Annotated in this window: 15 protein-coding genes and 2 tRNA genes; 14 read left to right on the plus strand and 3 right to left on the minus strand. The window is 36.3% G+C overall.

The genetic code is table 11. From position 1 onward, the window contains the following. The first annotated feature begins 143 nt into the window (after positions 1 to 143). Positions 144 to 2,879, plus strand: coding sequence for a pyruvate, phosphate dikinase (gene ppdK, locus NL281_RS05990; protein WP_253303738.1), 2,736 nt, complete (start codon positions 144 to 146; stop codon positions 2,877 to 2,879). Positions 2,880 to 2,964: 85 nt separating this feature from the next. Here the strand turns inward: ppdK and NL281_RS05995 are convergent, their stop codons facing one another. After that, complete coding sequence (locus NL281_RS05995) at positions 2,965 to 3,261, minus strand: hypothetical protein (protein ID WP_253303161.1); 297 nt, start codon at positions 3,259 to 3,261, stop codon at positions 2,965 to 2,967. A gap of 118 nt (positions 3,262 to 3,379) precedes the next feature. Next, a complete protein-coding gene (locus tag NL281_RS06000; RefSeq protein WP_253303162.1) occupies positions 3,380 to 4,255 on the minus strand; it encodes an ankyrin repeat domain-containing protein in 876 nt (291 codons plus the stop codon). Between the two features lie 115 nt (positions 4,256 to 4,370). On the opposite strand from NL281_RS06000, the gene glpX reads away from it, so the two are divergent. Together glpX and NL281_RS06010 are read left to right on the plus strand one after the other, a co-directional pair. Further along, positions 4,371 to 5,297 (plus strand): class II fructose-bisphosphatase, encoded by a 927-nt coding sequence (gene glpX, locus NL281_RS06005; protein WP_213863134.1) that lies wholly within the window; start codon positions 4,371 to 4,373, stop codon positions 5,295 to 5,297. Between the two features lie 81 nt (positions 5,298 to 5,378). After that, positions 5,379 to 5,546: a hypothetical protein gene (locus NL281_RS06010; RefSeq protein ID WP_253303163.1), complete on the plus strand. Its 168-nt coding sequence runs from the start codon at positions 5,379 to 5,381 to the stop codon at positions 5,544 to 5,546. A 400-nt stretch (positions 5,547 to 5,946) separates the two neighbouring features. On the opposite strand, the gene NL281_RS06015 is transcribed toward NL281_RS06010, so the two are convergent. Continuing rightward, positions 5,947 to 6,441, minus strand: coding sequence for a hypothetical protein (locus tag NL281_RS06015; RefSeq protein WP_010962761.1), 495 nt, complete (start codon positions 6,439 to 6,441; stop codon positions 5,947 to 5,949). 205 nt (positions 6,442 to 6,646) lie between these two features. On the opposite strand from NL281_RS06015, the gene carA reads away from it, so the two are divergent. The 11 genes from carA (at position 6,647) to rplV (ending at position 12,696) form a co-directional block, all read left to right on the plus strand. Continuing rightward, the gene (gene carA / locus NL281_RS06020) at positions 6,647 to 7,738 is read left to right on the plus strand and encodes a glutamine-hydrolyzing carbamoyl-phosphate synthase small subunit (protein WP_253303164.1); all 1,092 of its coding nucleotides are present in this window, start codon (positions 6,647 to 6,649) and stop codon (positions 7,736 to 7,738) included. A gap of 114 nt (positions 7,739 to 7,852) precedes the next feature. Beyond that, positions 7,853 to 7,935 (plus strand) — tRNA-Tyr (locus NL281_RS06025). Positions 7,936 to 7,939: 4 nt separating this feature from the next. Next, positions 7,940 to 8,010: transfer RNA gene (locus NL281_RS06030), tRNA-Gly, on the plus strand. Positions 8,011 to 8,088: 78 nt separating this feature from the next. After that, on the plus strand, positions 8,089 to 9,261 hold the full coding sequence (tuf, locus tag NL281_RS06035) for an elongation factor Tu (protein ID WP_253303165.1): 1,173 nt from the start codon (positions 8,089 to 8,091) through the stop codon (positions 9,259 to 9,261). 14 nt (positions 9,262 to 9,275) lie between these two features. Next, positions 9,276 to 9,596, plus strand: a complete 321-nt coding sequence (gene rpsJ, locus NL281_RS06040; RefSeq protein WP_012673184.1) for a 30S ribosomal protein S10 — start codon at positions 9,276 to 9,278, stop codon at positions 9,594 to 9,596. Positions 9,597 to 9,605: 9 nt separating this feature from the next. Further along, on the plus strand, positions 9,606 to 10,328 hold the full coding sequence (gene rplC / locus NL281_RS06045; RefSeq protein ID WP_253303166.1) for a 50S ribosomal protein L3: 723 nt from the start codon (positions 9,606 to 9,608) through the stop codon (positions 10,326 to 10,328). A 2-nt stretch (positions 10,329 to 10,330) separates the two neighbouring features. Continuing rightward, complete coding sequence (gene rplD, locus NL281_RS06050; protein ID WP_012673183.1) at positions 10,331 to 10,945, plus strand: 50S ribosomal protein L4; 615 nt, start codon at positions 10,331 to 10,333, stop codon at positions 10,943 to 10,945. Continuing rightward, complete coding sequence (locus NL281_RS06055) at positions 10,942 to 11,229, plus strand: 50S ribosomal protein L23 (protein ID WP_253303167.1); 288 nt, start codon at positions 10,942 to 10,944, stop codon at positions 11,227 to 11,229. The genes rplD and NL281_RS06055 overlap by 4 nt, the downstream gene beginning before the upstream one ends. 1 nt (position 11,230) lies before the next feature. Then, on the plus strand, positions 11,231 to 12,055 hold the full coding sequence (gene rplB, locus NL281_RS06060) for a 50S ribosomal protein L2 (protein ID WP_253303168.1): 825 nt from the start codon (positions 11,231 to 11,233) through the stop codon (positions 12,053 to 12,055). A 3-nt stretch (positions 12,056 to 12,058) separates the two neighbouring features. Then, positions 12,059 to 12,343 carry a 30S ribosomal protein S19 gene (gene rpsS / locus NL281_RS06065; protein ID WP_006279181.1) on the plus strand — a complete coding sequence of 95 codons (285 nt, stop codon included), beginning with the start codon at positions 12,059 to 12,061 and terminating at the stop codon, positions 12,341 to 12,343. A 5-nt stretch (positions 12,344 to 12,348) separates the two neighbouring features. After that, positions 12,349 to 12,696: a 50S ribosomal protein L22 gene (rplV, locus tag NL281_RS06070; RefSeq protein ID WP_007549821.1), complete on the plus strand. Its 348-nt coding sequence runs from the start codon at positions 12,349 to 12,351 to the stop codon at positions 12,694 to 12,696. Positions 12,697 to 12,714 lie beyond the last annotated feature (18 nt).

The raw sequence follows: 12,714 nt of genomic DNA on the forward strand, positions 1-12,714 counted from the left end.
TTTTTTGTTAACTTTACTGATGTTGCCAGAAGGAACGTTGTTGCAAAATTTTGTAAAATTTATTATCCTAAGGTTTCAAGTTCTCACAGGTTTATTGGAACTATATGTACAATGTGTTTATCAGTGAAAATCCGGAGAAAATGATGGGGGAAAAGTTAATACATTACTTTAGCCAGGGTAAATGCGAAGGCAATGCAGAAATGAAAAATCTGCTGGGAGGAAAGGGGGCAAATTTAGCAGAAATGTGCAATGTTGGCATTCCTGTTCCACCTGGTTTCACAATTTCCACCTCTGCTTGCAAAGTCTATTATCAAGACAATAGATCTTCTGTTATCCAAGTAGCTGACTACTCGGATCCAGAAAAAAATGTGGTCACGCACTGGAATGACATATGTAGTGGAATCAAAAACTACATGGCGATGCTCGAAAATGACATCGGTTGTAAATTTGGGGATTTAAATAATCCTTTATTAGTTTCAATACGCTCTGGTAGTGTTAGTTCAATGCCGGGCATGCTTGATACTATTTTAAATGTTGGTCTAAATGATGAAACCGTTGTTGGGCTTGCAAAAAAAAGTGGCGAACGTTTTGCTTACGATAGCTACTGCCGTTTCATCATGATGTACTCCAATGTTGTACTACAGCTTGATCATCACCTATTTCAAGATGTTGTTGATAATGAGCAGCAAAAGAGTGGAGCAAAAAGCTTAGCTGATCTTGATGTTGATGTTTTAAAGAGAATTGTTAACGATTTTAAAAAGATAGTATATGAAAAAACTGAGAAACATTTCCCGCAGAACGTTGAAGAGCAATTGTTAAACTCAGTTAATGCAGTATTTGCCTCTTGGAAAAATGATAGGGCTGTTTCCTATAGAAGAATACATAATATTCCTGAAAACCTTGGAACAGCGGTCAACGTGCAAGCAATGGTTTTTGGTAATTTAAATGATAATTCTGCAACTGGTGTGATATTTACACGAAATCCTTCAACTGGAGAAAAAAAATACTTTGGTGAATTTCTGATTAATGCTCAGGGTGAGGATGTGGTTTCTGGTGTTTATACTCCTATGCCAATTGACGGAGAGCAAAAAAACACCATGGAGAAGTTGCTGCCAAGTGTCTACCGAGAATTATGCGTGGTATGTGAAAAACTTGAAAGGCATTATAAAGACATGCAGGATATCGAATTTACTGTGCAGGACGGTAAGTTATGGATTTTGCAGACTAGGTCTGGCAAGCGCACGGCTGAAGCTGCTATTCGCATAATAGTTGATATGGTAAACGAAGGAACGATTACAAAAGAAGAAGGAATATTGAGAATTGATCCAAAAACTTTTGACAATTTATTGCATCCAGTTCTTGACGTTAAGGGTGACCAGAAAGTAATAGGGAAGGGACTGCCGGCTTCTCCAGGGGTTGCTTCTGGATATGTAGTGTTTAGTGCAAGTGATGCTGAAAAAGCTGCAGAGCAGGGTAAAAAAGTGATTTTAGTAAGGTCAGAAACGAGTCCTGAAGATATTAATGGAATGAATGCTGCAAGTGGCATAGTAACAGCACGGGGAGGGATGACCTCGCATGCTGCTGTTGTAACCCGTGGAATGGGTAAGCCATGCATTTGCAGTGTGAGTGGACTTTATATCGATAAAGATGGAACTTTCTTTTCTGTAGGGGATGCAAAAGTAAATAAAGGTGAACCAATTACCATCAACGGAGGAACAGGGGAGGTTATGCTTGGCATTCTTCCTACAATTTCACCTGAATTATCGCAAGAATTCAAAACGATAACCAACTGGATAGATGAAATCAAAACGATCAAAGTGAGAGCGAACGCTGATACTCCAAAAGATGCAAAAATTGCAAAAGAATTCGGTGCAGAAGGTATAGGCTTATGTCGCACAGAACATATGTTTTTCGCTAGTGATAGAATCGAATTCATTCAAAAATTGATAATAGCTGACGATGAAAATGAAAGGGCAAATGCGCTCATTAAACTAGAAGAAATGCAAAAGTCTGATTTCAAAGAAATATTTTCTATTATGGAGGGCAGGGAAGTCACTATACGTTTGCTTGATCCGCCCTTACATGAATTTTTACCCAATAATCAGTCTACTATAGAAAAAATCGCCAAATCACTTAGTAAGTCAGTTGAATCAGTAAAAAATAAAATAGCACAGTTATCAGAAAAGAACCCAATGCTTGGCCATCGAGGTTGTAGACTTGCTATTTCTCATCCTGAAATATATAGCATGCAGATTAGGGCAATACTTAGTGCTGCAAGTGAATTAAAGAAAGAAAAGAAGATAGAAGTGGAGCCTGAAATCATGATTCCTTTTATCATGAGCGAGAAAGAATTTATTCTGATATGCGAGCTAGCAAAGAAAGAATCCTCTGTTATCTCAGCTGGGATCCAGACGCAGATTCCAGCGTCACGCGCTGGAATGACATCAGACAAGGCTTATTCAATTGGAACGATGATAGAACTACCAAGAGCAGCACTGATTGCTGATAAGTTAGCAAAACATGCAGAGTTTTTTAGTTTTGGCACTAATGATTTAACGCAAACAACCATGGGACTTTCAAGAGATGATTCAGTTAATTTCCTCGATTCTTATAAGGAAAGCAACATATTCGAAAACGACCCATTTGAAGTGCTGGACATCGAAGGGGTAGGGGAGTTAATCAAGATAGCCATTGAAAGAGGCAAAAAAACCCGAAAAGAAATAAAACTGGGTATATGTGGAGAGCATGGAGCAGATCCAAAATCTATAGAGTTTCTCATCGAATCAGGGGTAGATTATGTTTCATGCTCACCCTATAGAGTACCGATTGCAAAGTTAGTGGCAGCACAGTTTAGTGTTAGATCTAAATTTGCTAGGTAAGTATAGTGGCAGTGTTGGCTACTCATATGGTTTGAGCCCACCAGAGGGTGTCATTCCAGCGCGTGACGCTGGAATCTAGTTTTTATTATGGCCTTTTGGATCCCAGTGTCTGGGCACTGGGATGACATCCTGTTACACGTTCAACTTCATTCTCTCTCATCTCCCTATAACTTGGTAATGTAGAATTTTTTACATGCAACCCGGTATATATTGCAATCAAAGCAGCTATGACACTGCAAACTACTGCACCAGCTACAAATGGAACCATCACAGCAGCAGTAATGAATAATCCTGTAATAACAACTCCAACAACATCTTTTGTCAATGAGGTGTAAAAATCCTTTTTGCTCTCTTTATATTTAGTTTCTTGTTCATTTGGCATAGAAAATTGAGCATCTACAAAGCCGTTAGCTTTATTATCATTATTTGGTGTGGCAGTTTGGTCAATCCCTGTTACTACAGGCGTTTTATTTTCGTTATTATGATGCTGACCGTTACCACTATTTGGTGTAACAAGTTTGATTGGTATTTGTCTTCTTTGTTAATATAGAAGGCACTGTTACTACAGGCGTTTCATTTTTGTTATTATGATGCTGACCGTTACCACTATTTGGTGTAATAGTATGATTTGATAGACCATCGCCGTGAGTTCTTATATTACTAGACTTATCATTACCGCTTGACATAGCGGATGTGCCGGCGTTTGTTGATACTACAGGAGATACTGGTTTATTAATAACACTCCTACCGTTACCACTATTTGGTACAGTAGTTGGATTTGTTTTTTTTGTTGATGTTGCTATAGATTTACTAGTGGCATTATTATTACTGCCAGATCCTACTTTAATTTCCTCATTAGATATTTTTTGCTTTTCTTGTTTCTCCTCTATCGCTGACACGAGTAACGTAACAAGTTTTTCATTGTTTTTGTCTATAGCCTTATCTAACGCATTACTCTTTAATTGTTGACACAACTTGTACAGCTTGCTTTTAGGTATTAGCTTTGATTGTTCTGCGTTAACATTTTGTAAGAGTAGATCTAAAATTTCGGTATTACCAAAATGGACAGCATAATTTAATATAGATTGACCATTTATAGTTTTGGGAATATGGCATGTTTCTTCTTGTTGGGAAATGATACTAATAATTTTTAGCTCATTTTTAAAGAGAAATTTTATAAAATCTAGATTACTTTTTTCAATTGCAAGTGCTAATAGTAAATCTCCCAACACACAGCCATTATGAAATTTTTGCTTTAGATCAATTCTTGCATTTAGCTCTTTACTTAATTCTTCAAGACTTGCTTGAGGCTTCTGTTTTACAGTCTCATTTATATTTAGATACAACTCTCTAATATCATCATTACTATATATCATAACTAACCCTACTACTATATGTTAGTTTATTATAGCAACTTTCCCACAACCAGTCAAGGCATATTGCAGTTTCAAGCAGCATGATATATATTGAATATAGTTCTTAAAGCAAATGATGGAAGATTTAGCCTATAAATTAGTTAAAGTGACCGAAGCTGCGGCGCTTGCTGCATATAAACTAGCAGGCTTCGGCGATGAAAAAAAGGCTGATCAGGTTGCAGTTGATGCAATGCGTACAGTATTAAATTCAATGGAAATAAATGGTACTATCGTAATTGGTGAAGGTGAGAGAGATGAAGCGCCGATGCTATATATTGGCGAGAAGGTTGGCACTGGAAATGGTCCTGAGATTGACATTGCTGTTGACCCACTTGAAGGCACTACGATTTGTGCTCATTACAAATCAGGGGCAATGTCCGTTCTTGCTGCAACGAAAAAAGGTAATTTTTTACATGCACCTGATGTTTATATGGAAAAGATAGCAGTAGGAAAAAATCTTCCAGAGGGTGTAGTCTCACTAAAAAATAGCATTGAAAAGAATCTAGACAATTTAGCCAAGGCAAAAAAATGCAAAGTGAATGATCTCGTGGTAACTGTACTTAAACGTGAAAGGCATGGTGAATTAATAGAGAAAATCAGGAAATTAGGAGCAAAAATTAAACTAATAGATGATGGTGATGTTGCGGCCATAGTTTCACTAGTAAATGGCAATCATGATATGTATATCGGTATAGGAGGAGCACCAGAGGGAGTGCTTGCGGCTGCAGCGCTAAGCTCTATCGACGGACAGATGGAGGGAAGATTAGTACTTGATACGGATCAGTTAAGAGAAAGAGCAAAAAATTTAAATATTGATGACCCAGAAAAAGTCTACGCCGTAAAAGATATGGCAAGAGGTGAATCAGTGTTCATTGCAACTGGAGTAACAAGCGGAGAACTTGTGGATGGAGTTAAATTGAATCATAATACCTATTCAACTAATTCTTTAATAATTCTGCCTAATAGGCTGATAAAGCTGCAAACAATGCAGAACTTATGTTAGCTTTTTTAGTTTCTAATTTTAGCTTTACAACATTTAGCATTAAGATATAATCAAGTTTACTTATAACAATAGAGGTGTGAAATGTTTTCTAGTATTATAAATCTATTTAATGGTTTGTACAAAAATTCGAGTACCAAGGAAAGTGAAGAAAAGTTGACTCTTCTATCTCCTCAAGCAAATCTTCAATTCGATGAGACTCAGGTACAAAGTGTGCTCTCAGATTTTGAGCTTACTATTACCCACAAATAAAAACATAGTATTGTATTTACTCAAATAATTTAATTTTATTAACCTGAAAGCTTATTAGATTAAAATTATTAAACTAAGAGTTATAATTTTAGCAACTAAAAGCTGTAAATTGCACCATATAAACAGTTATTTCAAGCAAAAGTTATGCCATTAAGAGCTATGCAACAAACATTTATATTTGTGGGTAATAGTAAGAGTTAAAATCCGACCGGGACGATTGTATAGCCGCGATAAGGTAGATAAGCCCAAACGCCATCATATCTTTAGGAGAGTTTGCTAATGGAGGCTCTTAAGTTGACGCCATTGCCTGAACAGATACAATTATTCTATTATCAGGAGGATGCCATTAATCGCTTTATATAATGCTACTTGTAACACTTATGCCCTGAACGGAGACAGTTTAGGCTGTTATGCCTGGCGGCTTTGTTGGAATAAGTTTTTCAACACTGCTAACAATAAAATTGATTGTATCGTCAGCTACCTTGTCGAATTTATCATTTATCTCTTTTCCTATTTCTTGATTTTTAACATATTCGTGTAGAGCTAAAGCAGTTATAGCTGCACATGCTGCAATTAAGCCAGTTTGTGCTATAATGAATAGTGATAATCCTCCTACGAATATAGATGTTAATCCAATAGCCAGGTTTATAATTTTACTTTGTGTTGTTTGTTGCGTCGCTTGGCTTTGATCTGCCTGTTTATCCTCTAAAGCATTCGATATTGTTTTTAAGGCAACTTTTATCGCTATTGCTGCAACTGAAACCATAATTAGCCCTATAGCTATTTTTGCTAAAAGAAGAATCGACGGTAGCATCATTACAAATAATAGCGCGCCAATTCCTCCAGCTAACCACTTCTCATTTATTTTTTTTGATTGATTTGTACCAGTGTTCATTATTACCCTCCACTTTACTTATGATTTACCTATATCTAATACGAAATATGAAGGTAGTCAACTATATATTTTATATGAAAGATTGTATTAAAAGTTTTTCATGTTATTTTTTGCTGCTTCGTGGTTAAATTTGGAATTTTAGAAAGAGTTACGTATTATTTGAAATTCTTGTATACTGTTTTGAATCAGTTAAATAGATAATGAAGTGCAGGACGCAGTTTTAATTTTACAAGATGGCAAGTGCTTTTGGGGAAAATCAGTAGGTAAAAAAGGCAAATGCATAGGTGAGGTCTGTTTTACCACTGGTATGACCGGTTATCAGCATACTATAACTGATCCTTCTTTTGCCGATCAAATTATAACGTTCACTTTTCCTCATATTGGTAACGTTGGAATAAACCATAAGGATAATGAAGGAAAGAAAATTTTTGCAAGTGGTGTGGTTATGCGTGAACTTTCTTCTATGTCCCACCCTTCTTCATATATCAGTTTAAATGATTGGTTAGAGAAAAATAACGTGATTGGGATATCAGGAGTTGATACTAGAGCTTTAACGAGACATTTGAGAGAACATGGATCTCAAAATGGAATGATATGCTCATCGAGTAAGGCGCATGCGTTGGACAAATTGAAGGAATATAAATCTGTAAATGGGATAGAAATAACCAATAAAGTCAGCTTGCATAGTAATTTTAAAAGTGACCTTAATGCAAAATATAGGGTTGTAATCGTTGATTTTGGCGTAAAAATCAGTATAGTTTCATGCTTAATAGAACTTGGTTGTACAGTTGAATTAATCAGACCAAGCACAGGTTTTGCTCAAAAAGTGTTGAGTATGAATCCAGATGGGATAGTGCTTTCAAATGGTCCTGGTGATCCGCAAGAAATAGGAGAAAGTGTAGTTTCAGAAATAGACATTATTATAAAATCTAAAATACCAATTTTTGGCATATGCATGGGCCATCAATTACTTGCGATTACTTTGGGGGCAAAGACCATCAAGATGGATATAGGTCACCGAGGGAGTAACCATCCAGTTTATGATGTAATTAGTGGAAAAGTTGAGATCACTAGCCAAAATCATGGTTTCGTTGTTGATTCAGCTTCTCTTCTAAGTAATGTTGAAATTACTCACATTTCTCTATTTGATAATAGTGTAGAGGGAATAATGATGAAGGATTACCCAGTCTTTTCTGTGCAATACCATCCAGAAGAAGCGCCAGGTACGCATGATTCGCATTATTTGTTTAAACGTTTTATTGACAATATTGTGTTGTATAAAATGAAATCTGCGTGATTTTAATCAGGGTAGGTTTTATTGCTTGATTTTTTAATTTTAGGCGTTTAGTATTAAATACAATAAGAGCTTAAGTTAAGATGCTAAAATAGTATTCTCTTAACAAATTTTTGCGGAGGAGTGACCGAGTGGTTAAAGGTAACAGACTGTAAATCTGTCCGCGTGAGCGTACGTAGGTTCGAATCCTACCTCCTCCATTGTGCGGGTATAGCTCAATGGTAGAGCTCTAGCCTTCCAAGCTAGTGACGTGGGTTCGATTCCCACTATCCGCTCTTTTTTTTGTTGTATTTTTATAAAATCAACATATTATTTATTGATGTATTTGTATTTTAGGTAGAAAAGTTTAAATTATGACAGCAATAGTGGAAGCATTTGGAAAGCCGCATGTAAATGTGGGAACAATAGGACATGTGGATCATGGGAAGACGACGTTAACAGCGGCGATAACGAAGCATTATGGAAATTTTGTAGCGTACGATCAGATAGATAAAGCGCCAGAAGAAAGGAAGAGGGGGATAACGATAGCAACAGCGCATGTTGAGTATCAGACGGAAAAAAGGCATTATGCACACGTTGATTGTCCTGGACACGCTGACTATGTAAAGAACATGATAGTAGGTGCAGCACAGATGGATGCGGCGATATTGGTAGTGTCGGGGGTTGATGGGCCAATGCCACAAACGAGAGAGCATATATTGCTGGCGAAGCAGGTAGGTGTTGGATATATCGTGGTGTATATAAATAAAGCTGATGTTGCTGATGCTGATATGATAGATTTAGTAGAAATGGAAGTGAGGGAATTACTGAGTAAATACGGATTTCCAGGGGATGAAGTGCCTGTGGTGGTTGGTTCAGCACTCAAGGCGCTGGAGGATGACAGCAGCGAATATGGAAAGAAATCAATAGACAAATTGATGGAAAAGTTAGATGAATATGTAGCGGTTCCACCAAGGCCTGTGGATTTACCATTTTTATTGCCAATCGAAGATGTATTTTCGATATCGGGGCGAGGAACAGTGGTAACAGGAAGAATAGAGAAGGGAGAGATAAAGACGGGAGAAGAGATAGAGATAATAGGTCTGCAAGCGACGCAAAAGACGATATGCACAGGTGTTGAGATGTTTAAGAAGTTGCTGGATAAGGGAAGTGCAGGACTCAATGTAGGAATATTGTTAAGAGGAACAAAAAGAGAAGAAGTGGAGAGAGGGCAAGTATTAGCGAAACCGGGGACGATAACACCGCATAGAAAGTTTAAGGCGGAGGTTTATATATTAAAGAAAGAGGAAGGAGGAAGGCATACACCATTTTTTGCGAATTACCAGCCACAGTTTTATTTAAGGACAACGGATGTAACTGGGAGCATAAAATTGCTAGATGGGAAGGAGATGGTAATGCCAGGAGATAATGTGAGTGTAGAAGTAGAATTGCAAGTACCGATAGCAATGGATAAGGGATTGCGTTTTGCGATAAGAGAAGGCGGTAGAACTGTTGGTTCTGGTGTTGTTTCTGAAATTTTGGAGTGAGTGTAGTAACTAAGATGAAGCAAGATATATATATTAACATTAAGGCTTTCGATTGTTCTTTATTGGAGGAGTGTGTTCGAAAATTTGTTGATGAATTAAAGCGGTCCAGTGCAAAATTATCTGGTCCGATTGCGTTGCCAAGGAAAGATTCTAAATTTATTGTTAATAGATCTCCTCACGTTGATAAAAAATCTCGTGAACAGTTTGAAATGAGAACTTCTAGGCGTTTGATTGTTTTACATGATCTTACTCCTACTATGATGCAGATGCTTACAGGTTTATCTTTTTCTGCTGGCGTAGAAGTGGATTTAAAAGTCAAGGAAGTTAAGGTTTAGGAGAAGGAAATGAAGAGAATAAATTCGCTGAGGAGAATTGGTTTACTAATGATGAATATTGGTCATACTGCTATGTATTCTGACAATAGTCGCATGGCTGTAACTTTATTGCATCTCAGCGAAACTTATATTATTGATATAAAAGGACAAGATAAATGTGGCTATAATTCAGTCATTTTAGGCACAGGAGATTTTAAAAATATAGCAAAACCTCAGTTGGAATATTTAAAGAAAAGGGGTATAAATAATAAATGTAAGTTATACGAAAGTAGATTAAATGACCTGTCGGGAATAGAATGTGGTAAAAAAGTGGGAATCAATCATTTTGTGGTTGGTCAATATCTTGATATTACGGGTTATTCTATAGGTAAAGGATTTGCTGGTGTGATGAAGCGGCATAATTTCAGTGGGCTTAGGGCATCTCATGGTGTTTCTATTGCTCACAGATCACAAGGTTCCACTGGCCAATGTCAGGATCCTGGTAGAGTATTCAAAGGAAAGAAAATGGCTGGTCATTTAGGTAACAGCAGGATAACTGCACAAAATATGAAGATATTATCCATTGATCATGAAAATAGTATAATTGCTGTGAAGGGTAATAATGTTCCTGGGTTTAAAAATTCCTATGTTTTTGTAAGAGATGCAGTTAAAAAATCTTTACATAAAGATGTTCCTTTTCCGGTAGGTTTACTGTTAGATGTAAATGATGATGCTAGTAATTTGGTAAGTTAGTTATGGAATGTAATTTAGTTAATCTATCTAATGATAATGTAGGTACTGCTCAGCTCAATCCTTTGATATTTTCTGCTAAGCAAAAATTGAGTATTTTGCATGATATAGTGAGATGGCAATTAGCGAAGAGAAGAGCTGGTACTCATAAAACAAAAGGTATTAGTGATGTCTCTGGTACAACAGCTAAACCTTATGGTCAAAAACGTACCGGTAGGGCAAGACAAGGGAGCTTGCGATCTCCTCAATTTAGAGGTGGTGGGATTATTTTCGGCCCTGTTGTGAGGAGTCATACTTATTCTCTTAATAAGAAGGTACGCAAATTTGGTTTAAAAATTGCTTTATCTCTAAAGTATTTAAATAATCAAGTAATTATTCTGGATAATTTAAATATTGATGTGAAGAAAACGTCTGAAATGTGTAAATGTATTAAAAATTTTAAATTTTCTTCCTTTTTGATAGTTGGTGATTATGGAGATGATTTGTTGCGTGCGGCTAAAAACTTGCACTATGTAGACTTAATCAAACCTATTGGGTTAAATGTTTTTGATATATTGAATCACGAATGCGTGATGTTGACAAAGGATACTTTAAAGCATCTTGAAGGTAGATTGTTATGATCAAATATAATAATATAATAAAATCTCCTATAATTACAGAAAAGGCCTCTTTTTTGAGGGAGAAGTTTAATAAATATTCTTTGTATGTTTTTGTAAATGTAAATAAGCGTCAAATAAAGTTGGCAATAGAGTCTCTATTTGATGTTAAAATTTCTTCTATAAATGTTGTTAGAATTAAGCCTAAATATAGGCGTTTTAGGGGTGTGATTGGTTGTGAAAAACAGAAAAAGAAAGTTTATTTTTCTTTGATGGATGGTCAAAAATTAGATATAATGAGCATTTAGTATGGGTATGAAATTTTTTAATCCTGTTACTCCGTCTTCTCGTGGGACTGTGTTAGTAAGTAAAGTTGGTTTATCAAAAGATGAGCCAGAAAAGTCTCTTACATCCGGTAAAAAGTCCAGTGGTGGAAGAAATAATCATGGTAGAATTACAACTCGTCATAGGGGTGGTGGTCACAAAAAGAAGTATAGAATGATAGATTTTAAGCGTAATAGAAGTGGTCAAGGTATAGTTGAAAAAATAGAGTATGACCCAAATAGAAGTGGGTTTTTGGCGTTAATATCATATAAGGAAGATGATATTAAGTCTTATATATTAGCTCCTCAAGGTATGAAGCCAGGTGATGTTGTTACAGCTGGGAATGATGCTGATATTTTGCCAGGGAATTGTTTACTACTCAAGCATATACCTGTTGGTTCTTTCGTTCATAATGTTGAGCTGAAGCCAGGTAATGGTGCTGCGATTGCTAGAGCTGCTGGTTGTTATGCACAAATCGTTGGTCGTGATGGCCAATATGTTTTATTACGACTCAGGTCTGGTCAAATTAGGTTGATTTTATCTTCTTGCAAGGCTACTATTGGTGTAGTATCTAACCCTGACCATAAGAATAGAAAGTTGGGTAAAGCTGGGAGAAGTAGGTGGCTTGGGATTAGACCTACTGTACGTGGAGTTGCAATGAATCCGGTTGACCATCCTCATGGAGGCGGGGAAGGAAAAACCTCTGGTGGTCGTCATCCTGTTACTCCTTGGGGTGTTGCAACAAAAGGAAAGAAAACTCGAAGGAGAAATAAATCTAGTGATAAGTATATAAAACAATTGAAAGGTTAGTTTATGAGTAGATCTGCATGGAAGCCTCCTTTTTGTCATCCTTCTATATTAAAGTCGGTGAATAATGCTTTAAACAAGGGGTTTGTTAACATGGCTATAAAAGTTCATTCCAGGGCTTCTGTAATTCTTCCTAATTGTTTAGGTTTAAAGTTTGCTGTTTATAATGGTAAGGATTACATTCCTGTGAATGTTAATGATCAGAATATGATAGGTCATAAGTTTGGTGAGTTTTCACCCACTCGTAAATTTACTGGGCATAGTGGTGATAAAAAGGCGACAAGAAGGTAATTGATATGAAAAACAGAGATGTAATAGTTAAAGCTGGTTCTAGGGTTTTAAAATCAACTCCTCGTAAATTGAATTTGGTTGCTGGTTTAGTACGTAATAAAAAAGTTTCTTTTGCCACTGTGCAATTAAGATTTTGTGAAAAGAAAGCTGCAGGTCTTATAAGGAAGGTATTAAATTCTGCGATTGCTAATGCTCAAAATTATGGATTGGATATCGATAATTTATATATAAAAGAAATTTTAATAGGTAAGTCTCTTACTTTGCGTAGGGTATGTCCAAAAGCTATGGGTAGAGCTAATAGAGTTAGTAAACGTTATAGTAATATAACTGTAAAATTGGGGGAAATTATATGATTCATAAAAATAGAAAAT

Origin of the sequence: Wolbachia endosymbiont of Phyllotreta cruciferae (assembly GCF_918697765.1) — a bacterium.
GTDB classification, from domain to species: Bacteria; Pseudomonadota; Alphaproteobacteria; order Rickettsiales; family Anaplasmataceae; genus Wolbachia; species Wolbachia pipientis.